The 25,523-nt window shown below is 62.0% G+C and carries 22 protein-coding genes and 1 pseudogene; 18 read left to right on the top strand and 5 right to left on the bottom strand.

The features are described 5' to 3' along the window. Positions 1 to 8: 8 nt before the first annotated feature. Together QGN31_RS25695 and QGN31_RS26395 are read left to right on the top strand one after the other, a co-directional pair. On the top strand, positions 9 to 1,427 hold the full coding sequence (locus QGN31_RS25695; protein ID WP_014940985.1) for an FAD-binding oxidoreductase: 1,419 nt from the start codon (positions 9 to 11) through the stop codon (positions 1,425 to 1,427). Positions 1,428 to 1,597: 170 nt separating this feature from the next. Beyond that, a pseudogene (locus tag QGN31_RS26395) lies at positions 1,598 to 1,793 on the top strand (IS30 family transposase); the annotation flags it as partial. Between the two features lie 122 nt (positions 1,794 to 1,915). On the opposite strand, the gene QGN31_RS25690 reads toward QGN31_RS26395, so the two are convergent. From QGN31_RS25690 to QGN31_RS25675, 4 genes are all read right to left on the bottom strand, one after another. Further along, a complete protein-coding gene (locus QGN31_RS25690) occupies positions 1,916 to 3,895 on the bottom strand; it encodes a heme-binding protein (protein WP_014940986.1) in 1,980 nt (659 codons plus the stop codon). Positions 3,896 to 3,965: 70 nt separating this feature from the next. Then, the gene (locus QGN31_RS25685; RefSeq protein WP_014940987.1) at positions 3,966 to 4,955 is read right to left on the bottom strand and encodes a fumarylacetoacetate hydrolase family protein; all 990 of its coding nucleotides are present in this window, start codon (positions 4,953 to 4,955) and stop codon (positions 3,966 to 3,968) included. A 40-nt stretch (positions 4,956 to 4,995) separates the two neighbouring features. Then, complete coding sequence (locus tag QGN31_RS25680) at positions 4,996 to 5,877, bottom strand: NAD(P)-dependent oxidoreductase (protein ID WP_014940988.1); 882 nt, start codon at positions 5,875 to 5,877, stop codon at positions 4,996 to 4,998. A gap of 48 nt (positions 5,878 to 5,925) precedes the next feature. Beyond that, entirely contained in the window at positions 5,926 to 6,894 is a 969-nt protein-coding gene (locus tag QGN31_RS25675) for a VOC family protein (protein ID WP_014940989.1), read from the bottom strand. Positions 6,895 to 7,080: 186 nt separating this feature from the next. Between QGN31_RS25675 and QGN31_RS25670 the strand changes: the two genes are divergently transcribed. The 5 genes from QGN31_RS25670 (at position 7,081) to QGN31_RS25650 (ending at position 12,316) form a co-directional block, all read left to right on the top strand. Beyond that, positions 7,081 to 8,268: an acyl-CoA dehydrogenase family protein gene (locus tag QGN31_RS25670; protein ID WP_014940990.1), complete on the top strand. Its 1,188-nt coding sequence runs from the start codon at positions 7,081 to 7,083 to the stop codon at positions 8,266 to 8,268. Between the two features lie 115 nt (positions 8,269 to 8,383). Next, complete coding sequence (locus tag QGN31_RS25665) at positions 8,384 to 8,773, top strand: acyl-CoA thioesterase (RefSeq protein WP_139811233.1); 390 nt, start codon at positions 8,384 to 8,386, stop codon at positions 8,771 to 8,773. A gap of 22 nt (positions 8,774 to 8,795) precedes the next feature. After that, entirely contained in the window at positions 8,796 to 10,088 is a 1,293-nt protein-coding gene (locus tag QGN31_RS25660; protein ID WP_014940992.1) for an alpha/beta hydrolase, read from the top strand. Then, positions 10,061 to 11,773 carry an AMP-binding protein gene (locus QGN31_RS25655; RefSeq protein ID WP_014940993.1) on the top strand — a complete coding sequence of 571 codons (1,713 nt, stop codon included), beginning with the start codon at positions 10,061 to 10,063 and terminating at the stop codon, positions 11,771 to 11,773. Before QGN31_RS25660 ends, QGN31_RS25655 begins: the two co-directional genes overlap by 28 nt. A 6-nt stretch (positions 11,774 to 11,779) precedes the next feature. After that, on the top strand, positions 11,780 to 12,316 hold the full coding sequence (locus QGN31_RS25650) for a chromate resistance protein ChrB domain-containing protein (protein ID WP_014940994.1): 537 nt from the start codon (positions 11,780 to 11,782) through the stop codon (positions 12,314 to 12,316). 57 nt (positions 12,317 to 12,373) lie between these two features. Here QGN31_RS25650 and QGN31_RS25645 read toward each other — a convergent pair whose 3' ends face one another. Beyond that, the gene (locus QGN31_RS25645) at positions 12,374 to 13,144 is read right to left on the bottom strand and encodes a TetR/AcrR family transcriptional regulator (protein ID WP_139811232.1); all 771 of its coding nucleotides are present in this window, start codon (positions 13,142 to 13,144) and stop codon (positions 12,374 to 12,376) included. 257 nt (positions 13,145 to 13,401) lie between these two features. Between QGN31_RS25645 and QGN31_RS25640 the strand changes: the two genes are divergently transcribed. From QGN31_RS25640 to QGN31_RS25585, 11 genes are all read left to right on the top strand, one after another. Next, a complete protein-coding gene (locus tag QGN31_RS25640; RefSeq protein WP_014940996.1) occupies positions 13,402 to 15,042 on the top strand; it encodes a 2-oxo acid dehydrogenase subunit E2 in 1,641 nt (546 codons plus the stop codon). 291 nt (positions 15,043 to 15,333) lie between these two features. After that, the gene (locus tag QGN31_RS25635) at positions 15,334 to 15,663 is read left to right on the top strand and encodes a YciI family protein (protein ID WP_014940998.1); all 330 of its coding nucleotides are present in this window, start codon (positions 15,334 to 15,336) and stop codon (positions 15,661 to 15,663) included. Between the two features lie 1,050 nt (positions 15,664 to 16,713). After that, positions 16,714 to 17,700 (top strand): MlaE family ABC transporter permease, encoded by a 987-nt coding sequence (locus QGN31_RS25625; protein ID WP_043954238.1) that lies wholly within the window; start codon positions 16,714 to 16,716, stop codon positions 17,698 to 17,700. A gap of 110 nt (positions 17,701 to 17,810) precedes the next feature. Continuing rightward, entirely contained in the window at positions 17,811 to 18,575 is a 765-nt protein-coding gene (locus QGN31_RS25620; RefSeq protein ID WP_014941000.1) for an ABC transporter permease, read from the top strand. Positions 18,576 to 18,596: 21 nt separating this feature from the next. Beyond that, the gene (locus tag QGN31_RS25615) at positions 18,597 to 19,682 is read left to right on the top strand and encodes a hypothetical protein (RefSeq protein WP_014941001.1); all 1,086 of its coding nucleotides are present in this window, start codon (positions 18,597 to 18,599) and stop codon (positions 19,680 to 19,682) included. Continuing rightward, a complete protein-coding gene (locus tag QGN31_RS25610; protein ID WP_014941002.1) occupies positions 19,679 to 20,740 on the top strand; it encodes an MlaD family protein in 1,062 nt (353 codons plus the stop codon). The genes QGN31_RS25615 and QGN31_RS25610 overlap by 4 nt, the downstream gene beginning before the upstream one ends. Further along, on the top strand, positions 20,737 to 21,699 hold the full coding sequence (locus QGN31_RS25605) for an MlaD family protein (protein ID WP_014941003.1): 963 nt from the start codon (positions 20,737 to 20,739) through the stop codon (positions 21,697 to 21,699). The genes QGN31_RS25610 and QGN31_RS25605 overlap by 4 nt, the downstream gene beginning before the upstream one ends. An 89-nt stretch (positions 21,700 to 21,788) precedes the next feature. Continuing rightward, complete coding sequence (locus QGN31_RS25600; protein WP_014941004.1) at positions 21,789 to 22,820, top strand: MlaD family protein; 1,032 nt, start codon at positions 21,789 to 21,791, stop codon at positions 22,818 to 22,820. Continuing rightward, on the top strand, positions 22,817 to 23,812 hold the full coding sequence (locus QGN31_RS25595; RefSeq protein ID WP_176218135.1) for an MlaD family protein: 996 nt from the start codon (positions 22,817 to 22,819) through the stop codon (positions 23,810 to 23,812). The genes QGN31_RS25600 and QGN31_RS25595 overlap by 4 nt, the downstream gene beginning before the upstream one ends. Continuing rightward, positions 23,809 to 24,762 (top strand): MlaD family protein, encoded by a 954-nt coding sequence (locus tag QGN31_RS25590; RefSeq protein ID WP_014941005.1) that lies wholly within the window; start codon positions 23,809 to 23,811, stop codon positions 24,760 to 24,762. The genes QGN31_RS25595 and QGN31_RS25590 overlap by 4 nt, the downstream gene beginning before the upstream one ends. Positions 24,763 to 24,795: 33 nt before the next feature. Continuing rightward, positions 24,796 to 25,509 carry a hypothetical protein gene (locus QGN31_RS25585; protein WP_014941006.1) on the top strand — a complete coding sequence of 238 codons (714 nt, stop codon included), beginning with the start codon at positions 24,796 to 24,798 and terminating at the stop codon, positions 25,507 to 25,509. The last annotated feature ends 14 nt before the right edge of the window (positions 25,510 to 25,523 follow it).

Raw genomic sequence — 25,523 nt, 5'->3', positions numbered from 1 at the left:
GGAGTGACATGTCGGTGCCTGTGTTGAAAGGCCTTTCCAACTTTCGGGGACCGGTATATACGCCCGGCGACGAAATGTTCGTGCGATCGCGCGCCATTTACAACACGCGGATGAGCGATCAACAGCCATCGGCTATCGCACGTGCTTTGGACGCCGACGACGTCATCGCCGCCGTGCGATTCGCTGCCGAGCAGGGCCGCGGTCTTGCGATCCGGGCCGGCGGGCACGGGGTGGACGGAAGCGCGATGCCCGACGATGCACTGGTAGTTGACCTCAGTGAGTTCAAGCAGATCTCCGTCGAACCCGACTCGCGTCGGGTGCGACTCGGCGCCGGTGTGCTACTGGGCGAGATGGATGGAGCGCTCGCCGAATATGGTCTAGTGGTGCCTGCCGGGACGGTGAGCACCACCGGGGTCGCCGGGCTCACAATCGGCGGAGGCGTGGGCTACAACATGCGCGCCCGCGGCGCGACGGTAGACAGCCTTCTCGCATGCGACATCGTCACGACCGACGGGCGCCTAGTACGTGCGAGCGCCGACGAGAACCCAGACTTGTTCTGGGCGGTTCGCGGTGGAGGCGGCAACTTCGGCGTGGTGGTCAACTTCGAGTTCCAGGCCCATCCCATACCGCAGATGGTGTCAGCCGGCATGATCCCGTTCTCGCTGGATCAGGCATCCGAGGTCCTCCAGTCTGTCCGCGAGTATATGCCCACGGCGCCAAGGGAATTGGCGCTGATTGCTGCCCTCACCCAGTGTCCCCCCCTGCCGCCGGTGCCGGTCGAAGCACACGGCACTGACGTTCTGATGTTCGTCGTGGTGTTCACCGGTCCACAAAGCGACTCCGATCGGGTGATGGCACAACTGGCAAGTTTGGGTAGGCCGGCTACCGTTGCTGTGCAACCGGTTCCGTGGCCCGCAGCCAATTCGATGCTCGACGTTATCGCGCCATACGGGCGACGTGTGTACACCAAGGGCGGGTACCTGAGCGAGCTGTCCGACAGTGCGATCGACGCGACCATCAAGCACGCGGGGATCGCCCCTGCTCCCACGGCACCTCCGACGCCCAGCACCGTGCAGAACCTTTGGGCACTCGGCGGTGCGATCAGCGACGACTTCGAGGAAGATTCCTGCGCTTTCTCCCGAGAGGGCGCCACCTGGTTCTGGGAAGTGGCGACGCAATGGGATGACCCGTCCGACGACGCCACGTTCATGGCGTGGGCTGACGCCCTCGATGCTGAACTGCGGCCTGAGTTCAGGGATAACTGCTACATCAATCTCACAACCGACCTGGGCTCCGCGTGGCGCAAAGGTGCGTGGGGATCACCCGAGAAATATCGCCGCCTAGTCGATGCGAAGATCAAATGGGATCCGCAGAACATGCTGCGATACAACAAGAATATCGATCCGGCCCCAACTAGCGCCGTTTGACCGGCCTTTGATGGCCGTCGCTACAGATAAGGCCAACCCCCGCATCGACGCGTCACCGCCTGGTGGATGACGTGGCCAGTCATGGCTACCGGTCAGGGTCGGTGAACACTACGATCGGCGGCGGCTTGGACTCATGGGGTGATTGCAACACTTCGTAGTCAGGGGTGTTGATGACGGGCCAGCCTCAGCTGTTGTCGGTGCGACGTCGGCATTGGGAGTTGACCGCAGCCGGGGTACCTTCGAAGGGTGCCGGGGAGCGGCGGTGTGTCGGCGACGTGTAATAGCAAGTGGTTTCGCCGGTCTGGTGATGGGAATCCGCGATCGTCAGTACCCCACGGGCAGAAACGGCCGCGGTTGTCGGCTGAGGGCGGCAACCGCTCAGGCGCGTGTTCCCCGCATCGCTGAAACTTTACGAGCGGCCCAGCCCATGCGTCGCCGAGGAAAACGTACCCGATGCCTTGCGATGAGCCCGAGCTAGATCGACCCGGTTAAAGCGTTGCCAGGACGTCGAGCCCGGCCTGAGCGATCGCGACATCGTTTTCCGCCGACTCACCTCCGGCGGCGATTCCACCGACGATGGCGCCGTCGATGACGATCGGCAACCCGCCAGGCAACGCGACGAATGTTTGCGACGCCGTGGCGAGCTGGGCTGAGATTTCGGCCGGCACATCACCGGTGGGTAGGCCGCTGAACGCGGCAGTGCGTGCTTTTTTCGGCACGATTTCCACGGCGAGCCGGGTGGCGCCGTCCATCAGCACCCAGGCTCGCAACAGACCCGTAGCGTCCACGATTGCCACGCCCGACGGCGCCTCGAGCTCGCGCGCCGCGTTGACCGCCGCCTTGACCATCGCCAGCACCGATCCTTCGGGCAGCAGAGAATTGCTGTTGAACTTCGACACGGGACGGCTCCTTACTCCTTCGAGTTGAATGAGGTCTGTTCGCCCAGAGACAATGCCGTCGGCGACGATGTCTTGGTGGTCTCGTCGAGCTCGGACGGCGACGACGCTGCCCGTTTCGATGCGGATGCGCTCCGCGACAGCCAACCGATCCATCACATCGGAGCGGGTGTCGCCCCCGTGCAACGCGATAACGGTGGCGCCGGACTGCAAGTATTCGCGTGCCAGATCTAGATAGTCTTCGCCATGCGGCCCCCATGCATCCCCGGAGTTGACCTCGATCGTCGCGATGCCCGAAGCAGCGTCGTGTCCGGACGGCGGCGGCAATCTGCGGTCGTCAAGCTTGATCGCCTCAGTATGCAGCGGGAGACTCAAAACCCAATCTGTCAAGTTGGAATCGGGTACATCGTTGACAGGAACGTCCGCGAAGTCCGCAATTGCGTTGGCCGCCAACGCCGGCTCTGTCTTAGCCAGGCTGTCCAGCGACACCACGCCGGCGCGACTGAGATAGGCCACTGCCACGCGCGATGGCGAGAGGTGCAACCGCTGGGAAAAGGACTCCCACCAGAGTTGGCTGCGTGCCGCTCGCTCTTGCAGGCGCGCGACACTGGGCCGCCGACTTCGACTGAACCCGGCCAGGGCATCAGAGACGGGCTGGCCCTCAACAGTGTCCAGGTAGTCGACAAGTGCGATGGCACTTTCGAGGGCCACCTTGGTGCCCGAGCCGAGCGACGGGTGCACGGTTGCCACCGCGTCACCCAACAGCACGACATTGCGGTAGGACCAACGGTCACATGCCAACGTGGTGAAGTGCGTCCAACGTGAGCGGTTGCCGAAGAAGTGGCCGCCCTTGAGCAACGCGCCGAAGGCCTCGGACAGATAGTTCAAAGACTCCTCATCGGAGGAGGATTCCGATTCCCACGTGCGGTTGACGAACCCGGCGCGCTCCAGCGTGTCAACGCTGGCTTCGATGACGAACGTCGAAAGACCGGGGGCATAGGGGTAGGCATGCGCCACAAAAGTCCCAGCCGACGTCTGCACCGGATGAAAGACTGTGCCGTCCAACTCGATGTCAGCGGCGCACCAGATGAAGGCGCCGCGGCCGTTGGACTGGTGGACGCCCAGCTGCGGCGCGAATCGTGCGCGGGTTGAGCTCGATAGCCCGTCGGCTCCGACGACGATGTCGGCTTCTTCCGTTAGATCGTCGACATGGACGCTCTTGCCGATGTTGACGTCGGCGCCGGCCTCAGCGGCACTCTCGAGCAGTATCCGGAGCAGTTCCGAACGCCTGATGGCACCGCTATGGAATTGCCCGAATTGCGTTGTGCCCTGGGGAAGGCGGAAGCTGGCGGAAGAGAAGGGGAAGGTAGCCGCCATCAGCCGATCAAAGACGACCGGATCGGCTACTTGCACGGCGTGCAACAGAGCCCTGGTCAGACCGACGCCAAATCCGAAAGTATCATCGGGCGGCAGCCTTTCGAAAACCTCGATCGTCCAGTCGGGGTGACGCGAGGCTGCTAACCTGGCGGTTAATGCGCCGGCGGGCCCACCGCCGATGATCTTTACGAGCATGGTGTCTCTATGCCTCCGTCAGAAGATTTGTGCAGGTGATGGGAAGAGGCTTCCGATCAAGCGAAGACGATCAGTCACCGGCGCCGATCACGTTGCGCAACGTGTCGACCCCATCGATCCGAACATCAACGTGATCGCCGGCCTGCAGGAATGCGCCATTAACTCCGCCTTCGATCGCGGTGCCGGCGGGTGTCCCGGACAGAATCATGTCGCCAGCGCTCAGCGGAACGAATTCGCTGATATAGCTGGCGATTCGGCCAAACGAATGGGCCATCTGCGCGGTGCTGCCCGACTGTCGTAACTCGTCGTTGACATGACAGGTGATCGAAAGATTGTCGACGGGCGGGTAGTCGACGACCATCCAGGGCCCGCAGCTATTCCCGGTGCGGAAGTTCTTAGTCAACGACCAGGTCAAGGGTCCATGGTCAGTTTGTGCAGCGCCGAGGGCTGTGTCGCGGATACTGAAGTCGTTCCATGCTGTATATCCCCAGCAACGAGCGGATAGCTCGTCGCGCGCATCGCTGCCGAGCACCACGGCCACTTCAGCTTCGTAGTCCAGGTATTTGGTTCCTGCCGGAGGTACGATCGTGTGGTTCGGTCCGACCACCGTGCCGGGAATCACGTAGAACCCCCAGGGCGGCGCATCGTGGGCAGCTGAATTCGTCACGGACTCCGGCAGATTCAGCACTCCGGACATCTTCGAGGCGTGGGCCGGAAAGTTACCGCCCATTGCAAAGATCCGAGAGCCCGGATCGGGCAACGGGGGTTCGAGCTCCAACTCATTCAGGGGTGTCAGCGGGAGATCATGAGTACTGCTGTCCCAGCACCCTAAGGCATGCTCGGCAAGCAACCGAAACGTCTCGCGCGCCTCGGTCCACCGCTCGATCATCGGCAGCCAGCTCTGCCGCTTGTCATCAAACAAAGCCTGAATCCCGTCGGCGATGTGGGGCTTCGCAGCGCGCAGCGTCTCGCCGGCTGCAGCGATGTCGAGTACCTCGAGGCGCCCATCGGCCTCGAGTATCAGGCCGGTGGCACCACCGTGTGCACGGACGAGCCTCATCCTCGCTCGCCTCGATCGTCGGCGAACCGTCGGGAGGCGGTCATTGTTCGCCGTCACACAGAGCGCGGAACAGCGCCGCCGGCTCAGCGTTGCCGTGGCCTGCATCGCTGAGCCGGTGATAGCGATCTGCGACGATCTGCGACAAATCAGTGGGAGCACCGATTTCTCGGGCGAACGCAATGACCTCGTCGACATCCTTCAATGTCATGTCGACTGTGACAAGTGTTGCGTCGAAGTTACCGGCGGCGATCATCGGGGCGCGAATCTGAAACTGCCCCGAGGTGGCGCCGGGGCTCGCCGAGATGAGTTCGGCGACCTGGCTGAGATCGAGACCGGCACGTTGGGCATACACCATCGCCTCGACGGCGGCCGTGACATGGATGGTCGCCAAGAACTGGGCGACGAACTTGATCTTCGAACCGTTGAATTCGGTCCCGACATAGGTGACCTTGGGGCACATGGCCTGCAGTACCGCTTCGTAAGTGAGGTACGCGTCGCGGTCGCCGCTGGCATAGATCATCGCGATCTTCATAGCCACCATCGGTGGCGTACCGCTCACTGGCGCATCGATAAATTGAGAACGCCTGTCGATCAACAGCTTTCGCGCGCCTTGCTTGACATCCAAGGGCAGGGTGCTGCACTCGATGACGGTTGGGACTGCACTGGCTCGAAGAATTCCGTCTGGGCCGTCGATGACGTCCTGAAACGCCGCTGCGGACGGCATGCAGGTCACGATGACGTCGGCGGCTTCGGCCACGTCGCGGGGCGAGCCGTCGCCTGCAACAGCACCGCCGGCGGCAATCAATTCCTCGGATCGGCCGCGCTTGGTGGAGATGACACGAAACCCGTTGTCAAGCAACCCCTTTGCCAAGGGCAAGCCCAGCCGGCCCACGCCGATGAAACCCACTGTGAGCGCACTCATGTAAAACTCCTCTGATCAAGACCACGACGAAGACCCGCCGCGCCGGTATCAGCTGTCGGTGACTGCGAAGGTCTCGTTGAGATCCGCTCCCAGCAACGCATCGGGTGGGGGCGGACCCATCAACTCGGCAGGGGGTGCGCCGGTGTTCCATTCATCGACGGCGTGTGAATCGGCGACCGTCCACGTGCGCGGCACGTAGGTCGGGTCGTGGAGGATGATCTCCTCTTCCACCGAGTATTCGAACCAGTAGCCCTCGGCGTCGCGGAAGTAAAGAGCGATGTTGTGTCCTGGGCCGTGCCGCAACGGGCCCCATTCGATGCGTACATCGTTGGCTTGCAGAGCTTCGGCGGTGGCGTAAAAGGAATCGACATTCTTCATGCTGAACTGCAAATGGTGCAGCGCAGTGGCCGGCGTCCTCACCAACACCACATCGTGATAAAGGTAGCGGCCGGGGGAACGCATGAAGCCCATCACCTGTACTCCGCCAGGACCCATGATGCGGCTGGAGTACAGCTGACCGAGCGTGTCGAGCATGAAGGCTTCCTCGGCCTCGAAATCCGTGGCTCCAAGTCCGAGATGATCGGCGACAACGGGTTCGGGCCCGCCGGTCTCAGGTGCCTCGATGAGATGGGCAACCGGAATCGCAGTGCTCACGCCTGTCGTCAACTCGAGACAGTGACCGGCCGGCGTCAAAACCCTGACCGCGGGCGCTCCCTCCCACCCGGCCGATTCAAGTTTGGATACCTTGGCGCCCGTCGCTTCCAAGCGGCTGACCGCTGCGTCCAGTGTCTTGGCATCGTGCACGAGATAACTCACGTGGTGCAGACCGTGATCGTCGCCGGGTGTGTAGACCAGGGAGTATCGATCGACACCGTGCGCACTGAGATAGTGAGTACCGTCAGGATCGGCGTGGACGAGCGAGAATCCCATCCTTTCAGCCGCGAATACCGCGGCCGTCTCCGGGTTTTTAGCGTTCAGTGCGATGTAGTTGACACGCTCGATGCCGATCGGTGACAACGCTGCCTCCTGATGTCGGGTTGGTTTCGCGACGCGGCTGCTTGTTCGGTGTTGCCACCAGCCGGCAGGTGTTAGCTTACGGTGACGCCGACTATTTGACAATAGCGTTGGGTGCCCCTAACGTGACTGGCATTACAGCGATTCTCGCGCACAAGAACATCGCCTGGGAGGAATTCTGTGTCCGCAATGACCACCACTGACGAGGCCCTGGAACCGGATACAGAGGAGCAGCTGATCGCCAAGGCTGCGGAGTTGTCCGCGCTACTCGCCGAGCACGCCGACGAAGCGTCGCAACTGACCCGGCCAGCTGATACGGTCATCGAGGCGCTTCGTGACGCCGGCATGTTCAAGCTGACGACGCCTCGATCACGCGGCGGCTACCAGGTGTCGCTACCGACCTTCATCAGGATCGGCGAAGAGTTGGCGCGCGGGTGTGCATCAACGTCGTGGGTCACCAGCATCTACAACGGCGGCATCTATATGAGCTGCACCTTCCCGGACCGGGCGCTCGACGAGGTGTTTGCCGATGGTGCGCCTTTGATGTGTTCGAACTTCACACCCTCAGGGCAGGCCATTCCCACCGATGGCGGCTATCGCATCACGGCCTCGTGGCGGTTCTGCAGCGGCCAGCATCACGCTGACTGGGGCCTGATGGCCTCGATGATCGTGCGCGACGGTCAAGATCCCGAGCCCGCCACGTTCATCATCCGACGCTCCGACATGGTGGCCGCTGACGACTGGCACGTCAGCGGTCTGCGCGGATCGGGATCCAACACGCTCTCGGTTGAGGATTTGTTCGTTCCTGAGCACATGGTGCAGCCCATCGCGGTTGCAGCCATGGCGGAGACCCGTTCTGAATCGCTGGCCTCCGATAGCTACTTCAAGGTGCCTCATATCCCGTTCTTTACTGCCGGAGCCACCGGTGCCCCACTCGGAATGGCGAGGGCGGCAATGGACTTGTTCGCATCCCGAATTCACAAGCGTGGTATCACGTACACGACTTACGCCAAGCAGTCCGACGCGGTGGTGACGCATCTGCAGATGGATGAAGCGATCATGAAGATCGACGAGGCGCGCTTCCATGCTGAGCGGGCCGTCGAGACTGCCTTGAAGGTCTCTGAGAACCTCGCCGATGTGGCGAGCCGGGTGCGAATCCGGTCGGATGCAGCCTGGTGCTTTCGCCGCAGCCGTGAGGCGATCGAGGTCATCCGCCAAGCCGCCGGCGCAAGCGCTCTGACCCTGTCGAATCCGATGGGCCGCATCGTGGATGACATCGAAGCGCTCACGGTGCACTCATTCCTCGTCTTCAGCACAAATGCCGAACTGCACGGCCGGGTCCGCTGCGGACTGGCTCCGGACGTGCCGTTCTTCTGATCTGTCGGGCCCACCGATCACCGCCGTCGCAGCGAGGAGCGAATTCCGCGTGTCTATGTCAGACCGGGCCCGTGATAGCTCGTCTCTGTTGACACGGAGCTCATTCCGAGTGGTGATGGCCGACACCGACGCGGCGCAGGTTATCTACTTCGGAGCCCCCCTGCTATGGGCCGAGCGGCTGGTTTCCACCTGGCTCGCCGACGTGGGCTGCGGAACCTTTGACGCGCTGGCCAACGGGTATGGTCTGCCCGCCGTGCGGTGCGAAATGGAATATGCGTCGGCGCTGCGGCTCGATGATCGAGTGCAGGCCACATTGTCGGTCGACACGCTCTCCGAGCGATCGGTCACCTTTCGTTCCGAATTCACCAAGGTCGGCGAAACGAACCCGGCGGTGATCGTGCGTGTGAAGCAGGTTCAGGCCGCTGTCGATGGGTCCGGTCTCCGATCTGTCCGCCTGCTTCCCAAATTAGCTGAAGCACTGAGCAATACGGCAACACCGACGTAATAGCAGCACTAGGTAGGGACAGATGACTCAAACCACCACCGGGCATGCGCCGGCACCGGCCGGCTATCAACCCTCGGGCAGGGGCCGCGCGGCGCTCGCGATCGACTTTTGGCCCGCACGCCTCCCCGATGGCGTATCCGCGCGTTCGGAAACCCTGATTACCTTCGACGGCGAAGTCACCCGCGGAACGCTGTATCAACCGCCTGCGCGCGCACGCACCGTGTTCTGCCTGATGCATCCACGTCAAGACCTTCGTCAACACCCGCTGATCCCCGAGTTGCTGAGATCGGGGAGCGCGGTATGGGCACAGGTGGGGCGCGATGTCGGCAACGATCTGCGGCTTGTGCACGAAAACGCGTTACTCGACGTGGCCGCTGCGATGGAGTGGCTGCGGCGGGAAGGCTTTGAACGCATCTTCCTGATCGGCCATTCGGGAGGCGGCGGCCTCTACTCGTACTACGCCGAACAAGCAGAAGCGCAACCGGATTCGCGAATCTCACGTACCCCGGGCGGCGCGCCAACGAAGCTCGGGGATGCGCCGATGCCTGCACCCGACGGCCTGGTGCTCATCGCTCCGCATCCCGGCCAAGGCAAACTCTTGCAAGCGGCCATCGACCCATCGGTTACCGACGAAGCCGATCCTTTCTCGGTCGATCCGGCCCTGGATCCCTTCGATCCTGCCAATGGCTTTGGAACCGCTGAAGAGGGCGGCTCACAGTATTCGAAGGCTTTTGTTATCGCCTACCGGGATGCACAGGCAGAGCGGGTGGCCCGCATCGACGCGCGGGCGCGCGAACTGATTGCCGAGCAGCTATCGGCCCGCAAGAAGATCAAGGCCGGTACCGCTACTCGCGCGGATAAGCGCCGCAGCATCCTCACCCCGGTCATCACCACCTACCGCACCGACGCGGACCTCCGCTGTACGGACCTGCGGCTCGACAAATCCGAGCGGCCCTACGGTTCAGTGATCAGCGCCAAGCCGTCAGTGTCAAATTACGGCGTCAACGGGTTCGGTCGGCTGACCACACCCGAGGCCTGGCTGTCGACCTGGTCTGGTCTGTCGGCCAACGCATCGGTGGCCCGCTCCCTGGCGGGTGTATCCGTGCCAGTACTCATCATCGAGTTCACGGGTGACTGCTCGGTGTTCCCCAGCGACATCAGCGAGGCGATGGCGAGTGCAGCGTCTGATGACGTGACCCATCATCCGATTCGCGCCGACCACTTCGGTCGACCGCTCGCCGACGGTGAGCCTGACGGTATGCCGTTGGCGGGACACAAGATAACCACTTGGGCCAGCGAACGGGCTTCGCGATGATCGGGACGGAAGACGTGGACATCGCGGACAAGGTAACTCCCTATCCTGATTCGTTGGCCGCACGCTATCGGGCAGCCGGGTTCTGGAGGCCTCGGACGCTGTGTCAGGAGTTGCAGGAGTCTGTCGAACGCTTTTCCGATCGGCTCGCTGTGGTCGATCCCGGTGTCAGCTTGACCTACGCCGAGCTGGGAGATCTCACCGATCGAATTGCGACCGGCTTGCTTCAGGCGGGTCTGAAGCCCGGCGAGCGTGTCTTGTTCCAGACGACCAATCACGTCTGGGCCGTACTGGGCTGGTACGGCGTGCTGAAAGCCGGCCTCGTTCCGGTTGCGACGCTGGCCCAGCATCGTTGGCACGAAATCAGTGCGATCGCCGGGCAGTGTGCGCCGGCCGCGCACCTGTACGAGCCCGGGTTCGCCGGTCATGATTTGCGCAGCCTCGCAACAGAAATCGCACACGCACAACCGAGCCTGCGCATCAAGCTCACGGTCGGAACGACCGCACCTGCCGCGGACGAACTTTCGATCGAATCGCTGGCCGAAGCCAACGAATCTACGGCTCAGCAGCGACGCCTCACCATAGAGCAGGTGCAACGCCAACTCTCCCCGGAGAGTCTGGCGGTGCTACAACTCTCCGGCGGAACAACGAGTGTCCCCAAACTCATTCCGCGCCTGAGCACCGAGTACTGGTACAACGCCGCTCAGTGGGGCGACGCGATGAACATGGACTCGACCAGCGTTGCCGTGCATCTGCTTCCGTTGATCCACAATGCCGGCATCGTGTGTGCCCTTCACGCGGCACATTCAGTCGGGGCGTGTTTTGCCACCAGCCCGCCGGATACCGCGGCCTTCCTGCGGTTGGCGTCGACTGTAACTATCACCCACATGCTGATGACGCGACCGATCGCGCGTGTCATCGAGGCTGATACGCGGCTGCGGGCGGCCCTGGCGGGGCTGCGCACGGTCGCCTGGGCCGACCGCTCAGTGCCCAGCGCAGTGATCGACGAGTACGAGACCGGAGCGTGCAAGGTCATCCAGATGTTCGGTATGGGCGAGGGCCTGTGCATGTTCTCGCCACGCGACGCATCGGCGGAGATCCGGCACGGAACACAGGGAACCCCAATCTCTCCCGGGGACGAAGTGCGGGTACTCGAACCCGGCAATGAGCGACAGGTACCGCCGGGAACATCGGGGGAGCTGTGCGCCAGGGGTCCATACACCATCCGCGGTTATTTCGCTGCTCCGGAACGCAACGCCGAAGCCTTCACTTCCGACGGCTTCTACCGTACGGGCGACATCGTCACAGAGATTCCCGACGGCGACAAGTCCTACTACCGACTCGAGGACCGGATAAAGGACCTGATCAATCGGGGTGGCGAGAAGATCAACGCCGAAGAGGTCGAGCTGTTACTACTCAGGCACGAGCGCATCGAGCGTGCGGCACTGGTGGCGATGCCCGACTCGCGTTTAGGCGAGCGAGCCTGCGCCTTCGTGGTTTTACGTCAGGGATCCGAGGCAATCGAGCTCGAGACCATCAAGCAATTCCTTTCGGATCGGGGCGTGGCAAAGTTCAAATGGCCTGAGCGCCTTGAGATCCGAACTGAACTCCCGCTGACCAACATCCACAAAGTGAACAAGGCGATTCTTCGCGAAGAGATCGCGACATTGCTCGCCGACGAAAGGTAATCGTCGATGAAATGGGTCACGCGCCAGACGGTGCACCTCGATCGTGTCGCCTCGCCGTGGCTCATCAAACGCTTCGTGGATCCGGAGGCGCAATTTCTCTTTGTCGACGCCGACGGGCCGTGGCCCGAAGACGCCACACCGTTCGCACTTCCGGGCGCAGCGTTGGGGATGCATGATCACGACGGCACGACTTTCGACAAGATTCTGCGCGCCTACAGCCTTCAATCACCGGTCCTGGCGGATATGGCCGCTGTCATTCGCGCGGGCGTGCACCACGTCCTGCAAGAAGATCAGGGCGATACCCCGGACTCGGTGATCCAACTCGGCGTTGCATGGGCTCTCTTATCGGAGGGCCTTATGCTTCAGCGCGGCGACGACCAAGCGATCATCGATGCGTCGATGGAGGCGTACGACGCACTCTTCGCCGCGTTGTGGGCTCGTCGACTCGACGCCAGGAGCGGTCGAGAAGTCTTCTGGGAACGTATGGCTTCGCTCAGATCGCAGTGGCAGCAGGAATCTCCACTGTCGTCCGGGCAAGCTTGACGGCGGCCAATCGCGAACCGCACCGGTGCTGGCGGGGCTTGCTCGGCCGGTAGGGGATCAGCGCTTCTTGTCGGCATCGTCGAGCAAGCGCTCGAGGTAGGCGACATCCTGACGGAGCAGCGACAACGCGGCTCGGGGTCCAGTCGCCGCTGTCACCCGGTTCTCCGCCTGCAGCACGCTCGCCACTGCCATGTCGGCGACGTCGGTGGCGACCTGCTCAGCGCTGGCCGCGTCGTCTTCGTGGAACCACCACGCTACCCAGTTGCACATACCGATCACGGCCAACGCGGCGATCCGCGGATTCACCGGGCGAAACTGGCCTGCGTCAATGCCAGCTTGGATGACTTCGATGAGGTTGCGCAACATCTTGCGCTTGGTGGTCTCGTGAACCTTCGCCAGATCTTCGGGCAATTCGGCTTCGGAACGAGCCAGCAGTAAGAAGCGCGTGGGGTGCAGGGCACGGTTATGCGCCATCAGATAGGCGACCTCGGACAGTTTCTGCACAGGGTCGATCGTCTTATTGTTTGTCACCCGCAGGATCTGCGCCGTGTTTCCCGCCGTGATCTCGGTGACGAGCCTGGAGAGCAGATCTTCCTTGCTCTTGACGTAGTAGTAAAGAGCCGGACGGGTGATGCCCATGGCGTCGGCGATATCTTGGAGACTGGTGCCGGCGAAGCCGCGCTCGGCGAAAAGCTTGGCCGCGGTTTCGTACATCTGGTTTTCGACTAGCTCTTTGCGCATGCTGACCGCCGGCTGGGACTGCACATTGCCGTCCCGGGTTGCCTCACGCGCCCCGGAACCCGACGCGGTCTCTGTCGCTTTCGCCATCGAACCATCTTAATTGGTGAAACGCTTAATCTTCGGAGATCCGGACGCGCGGTGCGCCAAGAGACCCCACGCCACGCTCGCCGAAGACGCGCGGCACCCATCGGGTCATCCTGCGGGGCGGTGAACAGCCATGCGTCGGGTGTCTCCGAACCGCAAGCCGATGTCGCGCCAGTGATCGAATCAACGCTACAGTCAACTATCAGTCGTATGTGTAAACTCATGTCGTTCGCAGCTGCTCTGACTCAAGGAGTCGCCACATGGCCATCACCGTCCAAATGCCGACGCTCGGCGAGAGCGTCACGGAAGGGACAGTGACCCGGTGGCTTAAACAGGAGGGGGACACCGTCGCCCTCGACGAGCCTCTGCTGGAGGTGTCGACAGACAAAGTCGACACCGAAATACCCTCCCCGGCGGCGGGCGTGCTCACAGAGATCCTCGCGCACGAGGATGAAACCGTCGCGGTGGGTAGCGATCTGGCGCTCATCGGCGAAGCTGATTCCGCACCCACCGACGTAATGGTCGACGACCGGCCGCCGCCGACTCATGTCGGTGCGCCCCCCGAACCCGTCCGGGGGCCCGCTCCCGACAGGCAGTCCGGATCGGAACTCGACGCCGCAGAACAGGCCGCCAGCGGGGACGCTGAGACGTTGTCGGTGACGATGCCCGAGCTGGGCGAGTCGATCACCGAGGGCACGGTGACTCGCTGGCTGAAGGACGTCGGCGACTACGTGGAAGTGAATGAGGCGCTCGTAGAAGTGTCCACCGACAAGGTCGATACGGAGATCCCGTCACCGGGTGCGGGGACGCTGTTGGCCATCACCGCCGCTGCAGACCAGGTCGTCCCAGTCGGTGCCGAGCTGGGCAAGATCGGCGCGGCTCGGACACTTTCATCCGCGCCGCCGCGAGCATCAGAGGCGCCGCCACAATCCCAACGAGAAGCTCAGACGGCACGAGAGCCGGCACCGCAGTTCGTGGCGGACGCTGAGCCCCGTGACGACCCCGCGCCCGGTGCTGAGCCGGCAGCCAGGCTCGCCCCGGAGCCCACCCCCGAGCCCGCCGCACCGCCCGCGCCGGCACCGGTGGACGGGCGCTCCACTGCCGGACACACGCACCCAGCAGACCGCAGTCAGCAAATCTCATCAACGCGTGCCGATGCGCCGGTGCGCGGCACGGTCCAAAAGGCCAGCAGGATCCGCCAGCTCACCGCCGCAAAGACCCACGAATCACTCTTGACCACAGCGCAATTGACGCAGACCCACGAGGTCGACATGACGGCGATCGCGGCGCTTCGGGCGCGGGCAAAAAAATCCTTCGCCGAGCGGGAAGGAGTCAACTTGACGTTCCTTCCGTTCATTGCGACCGCCGCGATCGATGCGTTGAAAGCCCATCCCAACATCAATGCCAGCTATGACGAGAAGTCCAAAACCATCACCTACCATGACGCCGAACACCTTGGTTTCGCCGTCGATACGGCGAGAGGACTGCTGGCGCCTGTGGTGTCCAATGCCGGTGACCTCTCGCTTGGCGGGTTGGCGCGGGCAATCGTCGACGTTGCCGCGCGGGCGCGTTCTGGCGACCTGGCTCCAAACGAATTGTCGGGTGGAACCTTCACCATCACCAACATTGGCAGCGAGGGTGGGCTGTTTGACACGCCGATCCTGGTGCAACCCCAGGCGGCGATCCTGGCCACCGGAGTGATCCGCAAGGAACCCAGGGTGGTGCTCGACGCGATCGGCAACGAGTCAATCGGCGTGCGGTCGGTCTGCTACCTGTCAATGACCTATGACCATCGACTGGTGGATGGCGCCGATGCCGGCCGTTTCTTAAGTACGATCAAGCGTCGCCTCGAGGCTGCGGATTTTGCCGCCGAGCTCGATCTAGAGCACGAGCGCGGGTGACGGCGTGGGACCACTTACGGACTGAGTCATCAAATCGGGCTCCACCGCGGGATCGCGCACCGACTTGATTCGGCGACAAGCTCTGCGCCGTCGGCGTTTTCGCGGCCGATGCCGCCGCCTGAATTGATCACCCGGCTCGGCCACAACCCGGCCACCGAGCAGTTGAGCAACAATCGTTGGCAGATCTACGATGTAGTTGATTTATCAACGCAAACGTAGCATCGTCTGTCGAGTGGTGCGCCACTGCCGATGGTGAGCGCCCCGGCTTGGGTAGCGAAAGGTATGAAAGCAATGGCCGACCAGTTTGACAACCGTCCAACTCTGTTCGTAATCAGGCACCTCCCAGGCCCGAACTTTCGACCTGAGGTCGCGCCCACCGAACAGGACGGCGTCGCCGAACACTTTGCCTACGTCCAGCAACTCGAAGCGGCGGGGGCGATCCTGCTGAGTGGACCGCTGCTGGCCGAAGGCGCTGGTGGCCTGATGGTCCTCAGTCCCCGCATCGACGCGGCTGAGGCTTCCCGCATCGCGGAAAACGACCCGGCGATCAAGTCGGGTTTGGTCGTCGCCGACGTGCTGCCATGGATGATTACCGCGGGCGACTTCTCGTACCTGACCTAAACCGGGGTCAAGCCGGCTGGCGGTCAGACATCTCACCTCACCTGAGGTGGTCCGGAATTCGAACAGAGACAGATAGTTTCGCCGTACGGTGTACGACCCCGATGCCTCGACGGGCTCCGGCGTTTGGCCTTGGGCGGTGGCGTCAATCTGCCAACAGAAATCACCGAGCTGCTGGCCGGGGCCGGAACCGCGCCCGTGATGCACGCAGGGCCGTCACGCTCCTCTCGGGGCCGTGGATTACCGACACCGAAACCTCTCGGCCGCTTGCCTGCGGCGCGGATTCTCCGAAGTATCGCCGTTCACCCGAAATGGCAAGTCCCCCACCACCAAGCGGGATGTTGTCGAGCTGATTAACTCCCCTACCCGGGAGTCACCGTGCGCTTGGTGAAGTCCAGAACGGTCCGGACACAAGCGCCGGGTCACCGACCATAGGGAGACATGGCGATGTTAGGAACGCGTGCGGACCTGTCCATTCCTGCCATAACTTCGACGCCACCGGACGCCAGGTTACGGTGATGCCGACTATTTGACAACTGCGTTGGCGGACGGCTACTGTGACAGCCGTTACAGTGAGCGTTCGCGGTGGCACGGCGGTGCCTCTAAGGGCTGTCATATGTGGAGTAGGGGTATGCCGCGCCTGGACCTGCAAGCAGCCGGTAAGTCCGCCCGCAAGGGCGTAGGGGGGTGGCGCCGCGGCCTGTCGGGCGCCGCAATGAGGCATCCTGTCCGAGGCGGCCAACGGGTGACGCGATCGGCGCCGTCAATGACACCCATGTCCGCGCTGAGCCCCGAGTCACGCGAATTTCCTTGCCGGTCAACGGAATCAACGCGGCTGACCTTCAGTCTTACTTCGTCTTGCGGGACGACTCGGGAACCGCTGCAGGTGTGTCGGCGTCGCGCCGTCTGGTCCCTTGGAAGTTCTATCGAGAATTTTTGAGACTGTGTTCAAAAATGCTCCGATGTGGTGTACCTTGCCTCAGGAGCAGCGTTGTGAGCCGGAGCACAAGGCAACGACAGTGGTCAGCGCGACGGGGAGGAGGCGAGTTTTCGATGGCGACAGAGACGCCGACGGCGGCGACTACGCACGCCGGGTCAGCAAACGGCGACAGCGGGCACCGCGGCGCCCTGCATCACGCACCTTTCGGGAACGGCGCCCTGCATCACGCACCTTTCGGGAACGGCGCCCCGCCGGATGGCTGGCGCGCGGTACTGACGCAGCCCGGCGCTAGCGTCGCCAAGGCTGCATCGCGAGTCGGCACGATTCCGGCGCGCAGCACGGCGACCACGGGTCGCGCTGTACTGATGGCGGCCGCGGTCTTGCGGTATGCCGTCATCGACACAATTTCGATGCGGTTGCCCGTCGGTGAGCTCATCGTGCAGGCCTGGACCCTGCTCAAGGTGACGGCAGTTCCAGCGGTGCTGATGGCGGTGCCCTTCGGCGCGATGATCGCTGTCCAGGTGTCCGGCCTCGTCAACGAGGTAGGGGCAAACTCACTTATCGGGTCGGCAATTGGCGTGGGTGTGGTTCGTCAGGGCGCACCGATGACCGCGGGTTTGCTGATGGGTGGCGCCGCGGCCTCGGCGATCGCTGCCGACTTCGGGGCCAGAGCGATCCGCGAGGAACTCGACGCACTGAGAACACTCGGTATCGATCCGGTGCAGCGTCTGGTCGTGCCGCGCTTTCTGGCCCTGGTCCTCATCGCGCCGATCTTGTGCACCATCGTCATCGCATCCGGCGTGGCAGCAGCCTTCACGATCTCGGTCACCGTCAATGACGTGACGCCCGGAAGCTTCTGGCTGTCATTCGGCTCGTTTGCGAAGATGGTCGACGTCTGGTTTGCGATGGGCAAGACCGTCACCTTCGCCGCGTTTGTCGCAATCATCTCCTCGATGCGGGGCATGGAGGCCAAGGGCGGACCGCGCGGTGTCGCGGATGCAGTCAACGCCGCTGTCGTACTCAACGTCGTCTGCATCGTGACCGCCAATCTGGCGATCACTCAGCTGGAGACGATGTTCTTCCCCATGGCGGTGGCATAGTGGCGCCGCCGATACTGCCAGGCTCTCGCGCCGTCCCGTCAAAGTATCTGAATTTTGGCCGGGGACCGATCAGACTCGTTAATGGGACACTGAGGACCGCGGGCCAATGGGTGGTGTTCATCGCCCAGACCCTGTGGCTGCTACCGACTACTGTTCGGCGGTACTCACGGGAAACAGTGCGAGTGATGAACAGCCTGGCGTGGGGCCGGGGTTCAATAGTCGTCGACGGCGGCGTGATCAGCATCCTGACAATTCTTGGTGTGACCATCGGCGCGATGGTGGCCATCGAAGCCTATGCGACGCTCAACTTGATCGGCCTCGGCGCGCTGTCCGGAATCATCGGCGGGTGGGGAAACGTCCGGGAGATGGCACCGCTGGTCACCGGCGTCGCGTTCGCCTCCCAAGCCGGCTGCCGGATGACTGCCGAAATCGGCTCCATGCGGATCGCGGACGAAATCGATGCCACCGAGTCGATGGGGCTGCGATCGATCCCGTTCGTCGTGGGCACGCGTCTCGTCGGCGGAATGATATGTGTGGTACCCGGCTTTCTGCTCGAGTTGATGGTTGCTTTCTTCACCTCGGATCTGGTGATTCGCGTTTCCTACAATCAACCCGCCGGAACATACAATCACTATTTCGTTCAATTCCTCTCCCCGACGGACATTGCGTATTCGCTCACCAAGGCGATTATTTACTGCGCCGCCGCAACGTTGATTCATTGTTATTACGGTTATTTTGCGTCGGGCGGACCCGTTGGGGTCGGACAGGCTTCCGGACGCGCAATTCGCGCGAGTCTCGTCACCATTATGGTCCTCGACATTATGACGACCGTCATGATTTGGGGCTGGACGCCGAAATTCGAGTTCAAGGGCTAGGGGAAAAGCTTGCTATTCCGGATGTCGGAGGCTGCCGAAGCGCGCCGGCTGACTATCATCGGCGCGGTGCTCGCGCTGTGCTTGTTGGTGACAGGCGTGTTGATCGCCGTGAACCCATTCCGAAGCCGCCCGGCGAACCGGATCTCAATCGTCATGGACCTGCCGTATCTGGGTCAGGGAGTCACCGCGGGTACCGCCCTGATAATGCACGGGGTCAACGTCGGCCAAGTCACCTCCGTGTCGAGCCTTGCCAGCGGTGGTGTCCGGCTCAACGCTGACGTCCGATCGGGACCCACTGCCGGTTTAACTGACAAGCTGAACGTCGACTTCCGGCCGTCCAATTATTTCGGTGTCACCGCCATCAACCTGGTTGCCGGCATGGGCGGCGCACCGCTGCGAAATGGCTCGCGAATCGACACCGTTCCAAAGGGGAACTTCACCTTGCAGGCGTTGCTCTACCGGCTGGGTGAAATCACCGGCGGCGTAGTGACGCCGCAATTGGTGCGCGTGATGGACCGCGCCACGCGGTTCACCGACGGGCTCAATCCACTCATCGAGACGATCGTGGTCGCGGCCGAGGCGGTGACCAAGGTGCAGACGGTAAGTACCGAGCAACTTTTGAGAAATACGACCGGTGTGAGTGTGGCATTCCCAGGCACGCTGGATTCGATTACTTCTGCTGGCTATAACTTCGATCACAACTCTGGATTCGTGAGGTTCATGCAGACCGCCGACGGCTGCCTGCCCGGTCAAGATTTTGTCAACCTTGCCCCTTCCCTCGGCCAGTATCAAACAGATGAATATTGGAACAAGAGGTCTATAGCGACGCTTGACCTGCTGGCGAATAGATTCTTCGGTGCATTAGGCAAGCTATTGTCGTCCCACCCGCAAGACTTGATGCCTGCGGTCGATCTGGTCAAAACTCTGACCGATGTAGTGCCCGGTCTGATAACACCGGCCAATATTTCCTCAGACTTGGTGGAATTGCGAACTCGACTGGAAAATCTGTATGCGGGATCCCCTGAACAACGGGCGATACAGACACACATCGTCCTGGATGAATTACCCGGTGTGGCTGCCCCGCTCGGTGCGATAGGAGGCCAGTGATCACGCCCAAGGCCGCATTATGGCGATTCGCGTTGGCCGCCGCCGCCGCACTGGCGGTGTTCATCGTCCTGGTCAATGTCCTGCGACAACCAGTTGCCGCACCCACACGCTCCTACACAGCTCAATTCACGGATGCGTCGGGCCTGCACGTCGACGCTGACGTGCGGGTCCGGGGAGTGCGGGTCGGGAAAGTCAAATCGCTGGCGCTCGAGCGTAGGGCTGGACAAAGCCTCGCAACGGTCGAGTTCAGTCTCGACAAGCGCTACGCAGTGGTGTCCACGTCGCGGTTGGCCATCAAATACCAGGCGCTCACCGGGTTGCGCTACGTCGATGTCGTCAATCCGTCCGAGACGGCGCCGGCGGCGAGCATTGTGTCGCATGTTCCGATCACCATGACGCAACCGTCGTTCGACATCACCACTCTGTTCAACGGCCTGCAGCCCGTCATCGCGACTTTGAGTCCCAGCGATATCGACACCTTCACCGAGAATGCCGCGACGTATCTGTCGGGCGAGGGCGGACTCAAGCCAATGCTTGACAGCGTCCGAAAGCTGACTCAGTTCGCGTCCGACCGCGAACAAGTCATCGCGACGGTGATGCGCAACCTCGACGCTGTGGCCGACACGTTCGGCGGGCATTCGAAAGATTTCGTCCAGGTCCTGAAGTGGCTGAATCAGCCGTTGGACGCGGCGATCTCGGTCATGGACGAGTTTCGTAAGTCGGAGCTGTATGGCCCTGCCTTCACCGGGCCCACTCTCCAAGTCCTTGCCAACGCAGGGTTTCCGCTGGGGCCCGCCACTCGGGTGCAGCAACCCGACGGCAGAATCGACGTCGTCGACTCCTCGCGGAGCGACATCGCCGACGGTCTCGACAAGGCAATCACGCGTTTCGATGACTACAGTCGCGACGTCCTCAAGCTGATACCGGTGATGTGGGATAACGTTCCCTCGCCAGGGGCGCCTGATACACCATTGCCCTGTTCGCGGGGTCGCGCGCAACTGCCCGACTCAATGGACGTGCTCTTGAATGGCCAAAGGGTGATCTTGTGCAATCGATGAAAATTTTCAAGAGTTCGACGTTCTGGGGTGTCGCCGCGCTGGTACTGGTCGCCGTGCTGGCGATCACTGCTGCCGAAATCAACATCAGTCCTCCGGGCCAGAAGACGATCTCCTTCTACACCGATGATGCGGCGGCGATCCATCCAGGTGATACCGTGCGGATTGCCGGGATCACGGTCGGCAAAGTGAAAGATCTGTCAATCGAACCGAATCAGGTCAAGGTTCGCGCAACCGTGGATCACGACGCATTTGTCGGTGATCAGTCACAAATTCAGGTCCGTATGCTCACGGTGGTCGGCGGTTATTATGTCAATTTGGTATCGCTGGGCAGAAAGCCACTAGGTGCAAATCCGATCCCGGTAGAGCGCGTGACGATGCCGTACAGCCTGATGCGGGCGCTGACCGATTCGACAAAAATCACCGAGCGAGTTAATCCGAAGCCGATTCGCGAATCATTGGATCAAATCCAGGAGGGACTCACGGGCACAAACGTGCAGACTCTTTCCGCCGTTATCGATGCGGGCAATGCCCTGACGTCCACGATCGAGCGTCAGCGGGGGCAGGTTACTTCGATCCTCAATCTGTCCGATGAGTACATCGAGGCGCTGCGTAATTTCACCGGCGAATTGAAGGTCCTGGTGAGCAAGCTTGCCATCCTCGAGGAGACGCTCGTTCTGTACGGCAAGGGTTTCGGCGAGGCCCTGAAAGGTATGGGCGACGTCGGTGATGCGTTCCTGCGTCCCTTCGGCGACTTCTGGGTGAACCACCGCGAGGAGTTCATCGAGAAGGTTCGCGATTGGCAGGACAGAGTCACCCGGTGGAAGGACCACAACAGCCGGATCATTCCCAGACTTCGGCGGATCAGGAACAAGATCGAGCGGATGCTGGACGCGCAGAACGCGCCGCCCGAGTTGCTTGCCACAGATCTTTGCATCCCTATGGCGGGGAGTCCGTGCTGATGGTCTCGCGAATGGTTCGCCGCATATTTCGTACCGCCGTAGCTACACTCACGGGCGCTGCAACCGTCGCTGGTGCCTCGTCGTGCTCCATGATGGGCGGCGAGAAGAGCGTCGCCTATTGCGCGATGTTCCCAGACACCATCGGTCTGTATGCCGGCAACCCGGTGACCCAGATGGGCTATCAGATCGGCAAGGTCACGTCCATCGCCGCCGGCCCCACCCAGGTCCGGGTCGACTTCTCAATCACACAGAGCAGGGCACTTCCGCCCGACGTCAGGGCAGTCATCCGGTCGCCATCGATCCTTGCCGACCGTTCGTTGGAACTGGTCGGCAACTATAGTTCCGGTCCGCGGCTCCAGGCCGGCAAGTGCATTCGGCTCGACCACTCGTTTTCGGCCAAGACGATTTCGCAGGTGGTCGGATCGACCTACACCTTTCTCAACTCGATCAACCCGAACGGGTCGACGAACGTCGGTGACACAGTTCGCGGACTTGACGAACTGGCGCACAACAACGGTGCCGGGATCAACCAGCTTGTGACCAGGACCTCCGCGCTACTTGACAGCCCGGACGAAGCGATCAGTGACATCGGCTCGATCATCCGCAACACCGCCGAGCTGACCGGTGTGCTGCGCGAACTGATGCCGCCGTTGAAGCAGATCATGTACGACGCGCGCAAGACGACGCCGGACTTGGCGTTGGCGCTGGACGGTACGACAGGGCTCGCCGGTCCCGGCGGCGGAATGGGGACCCTCGGGCCACTGGCCGAGTTGGTGGCGATCCTGCAAACCAGATTGGGTGACGAGACACAGCAAGCGCTCGACACGGTCAGCGTCACGGTGCGGAAGCTGACTCCCCACGCGACCGCGATGTCGGATCTTTTCACCCCGGTGCCGTGGTGGATCAACACGATCGCCAATCACTTCAACAGGCGTGATTTCCACACGTTCAACCTCGCCTATCGGCCCCCGCTGTATCGGGTTCGGACCCACGATGGGCTCGCGCTCTGCGGCATGATGAATGCGTCGATGCCCGGCAGTTGCGCTGATGTCAACGGCCAGCCCTTTGCCGTCGACGTCGCGCTCCTGCAGTACGTGCTACAGCAGGCGGCGAAGCGATGAGGCGGCGGATATGGTCGGCTGTCGCCGTCGCGGCAAGTGCCATGTTGGTTCCGTCGTGTGCTTCCATGACCGTCAACTCGTTACCGCAACCGGGTAAGAGCTACGGCGACGGTTACGAAATCGTCCTGCAGTTCGCCAACGTCCTGAGCCTGCCCGACCGTGCGAAGGTCGTGCAGGACGGTACGACCGTGGGACTGGTAACCAAGATCAATCTGGCGAGCAATCACGTCGACGTCGTAACGCGGATCGACCCCGACGTGGTGGTGCCGGCAAACGTGCATGCGACGTTGCAGCAAGCCACGGTGCTCGGTGACACCTATGTCGCGCTCGAGCGTCCTGAGTCGGGTCCGCCGGCGCCGGCACTGCGCCCGGCCGGGACGGTTCCGTTGGCACAGACCACGTCGCCTCCCCAACTGGAGGACACGATCGCCAACTTGGCGAACTTCGTCGGCAGCGGATCCATTCAGCGTGCCCAAAACACCATCATCGGGATCAACAGGGTGACGCCGGCACGAAGCGGTGAGTTCCGCGACCTGGTGAAGCGGGTAGACACCGACCTCGCGGATCTGAGCAACAACATGGACATGGTCGATCAGTGGCTTACGGGCGTATCCGGAACAGCCCAGGTCATGTATAACGACCTACCCGAATACAAGTACTTCTGGTCGACGGAGGGGATGCTGGGCTGGAAACGCTCATTCCAAGTCGGGTCTTACATCGCTACCGTGTTGCCCTCGATCGGCAGTATCTACAGCGGTGGCTATTGGCTTGTGCCCCTGCTGAAGTCGCTCGGCGGAGCGCTTGGAGCCCTGAAAGAGAGCAAATGGGCGTTCGAGAACGAAGCGCCCGCGTGGCAGCGGCTACTCACGGACTACTTCCTTCCCGCAGATAAGTACCCGGCGATAAACATCACGTCGATAAAAGGGCCGGATGGGAAAGAGCTGATCGACAACGTGCAGGACGTGCTGCGGATTCTTGGAGCGACGCCATGAAATTAAAGGGCGCCTTGTCGTTCGCGATGTTCGGAGTGATCATCGCGTTCGCCCTCAGCGTGATCTGGTCGTTCGGTGTTCGGACCGGCCCGCCTGCTCAGCGGACCAACCTGAGTATGGCGGTCCCCGACATCAAGGGCCTCGTTGTCGGTTCGAATGTGCTGCTCCGCGGCCAGCCGGTCGGCAAGGTGACCGAAATCAACACGGCGACTAGCGACGCTACCGTGCAGTTCTACGTCGACGGCGATCACCACATTCCTGTCGACACCGACGTGCGGCTGGACAATCTGTCCGCGCTCGGTGAGGCCTACATCGGACTGGCGCCACGGACGAGCGGAGGCCCGGTATACAAGGACGGCCAACGTATCTCGCCGAAGACGATAGAAGCGCCGCCGTCCATCTCGGAGCTGGCCACCAGCGTGGTGCGCGTGCTCAACCAGCTCGATCCCGGCCAGCTCAAACGAATTCTGGGCGAGGCCGACGCTGCTCTGCCCGCGCCCGAGCAGGTGCTGCCCAACCTGGCACATGCGAGCTCGCTACTGCGGAGTCAAGCGACAAGCATGCATGGCCGGGGACAGGAAGTGATCGACAATCTGCAGGCGCTGCTGCGCAACGCGGGCTGGGTTGGTCCCCTGCTCGGTGATCTCATTTCACCCATTCGAGCGGCGGGTTTCGGGGCCGCCGGTACTTATCAAGGCATGATGCACACCCTGGAATGGAATAACCCGCGAGACATGGCGCTGTTCGGTGATTACCTGGACCGAATTCAGAAATTTCTGGACACGCGGGCTCCTGACCTCAAAGTTCTGACGGAGACGCTTTTGCCGCATTTCAAAGGCATTGGCGGAGCCCTGATGAATTTCGACAGTGGACAAATTCTCTCAAACATATTGAAGAGCATCCCGAAGGAGGGCGCGATTACACTGCACGTTGCCGTTCCCGACCGGTAGGCCGGGCAATCATCGAAGTTTTGAGGGGAAGCCGTGTCCATCACTGACCACGACATCGAGAACGCGTCGTCGGACGTCGTCGACGACGAGAAGCCAGAAGTGAACAAGAAGCCAGAAGCCGACAAGAAGCCGGCAAAGGACGAGAAGCCAGAGGAAACAACTTCAGAAGCTGACGAAGCAGCGACCGTCAAGAGCAAGTCCAAGGCGGACTCTGACAAGTCCCGCGCCCGGGTGTCGATATCGGTGCGCACGTTGGTCATCTCGGCCGTCATTTGCGTTGCTGCCAGCGCGATCGGAGTGCTGACGTGGCTGTACATCGGCGCGCTGGACAAATTGAGTGCGGAAGCCCGCGCTACCAGCAACAAGAAGCATGCGGAAGAAATAGCCCAGGACTACGCCGTGCATGCCGCCGAGATGAACTTCCAGGACCTCAACGCTTGGAAGGTGCAACTCGTCAAGGGCACCTCCCCGGAACTGAAGGAAAAGCTCACCAAGGCCGCGGGTGAGATGGAACAGATCCTTACTCCGCTGCAATGGGTTTCGACCGCGCGGCCGTTGGCCGCGAAAGTTCGCTCAGATGTGGGCGGGACCTATGTCGTCGACTCCTTCGTCAGCGTTCTGACCAAGACAATGCAAGCTCCTGAGGGACTGCAGTCGACCGCTACCTATAGTCTCACAATCGACAGCAACAAGGACTGGCAAATCAGCGACGTCGGCGGCATCGCCGCAGCTCTTGGACAGAAATAACGGGCGATGTTTCA

The organism is Mycobacterium sp. 2-64 (assembly GCF_035918375.1).
GTDB classification, from domain to species: domain Bacteria; phylum Actinomycetota; class Actinomycetes; order Mycobacteriales; family Mycobacteriaceae; genus Mycobacterium; species Mycobacterium intracellulare.
This window is presented reverse-complemented; position numbering and strand designations above follow the sequence as displayed.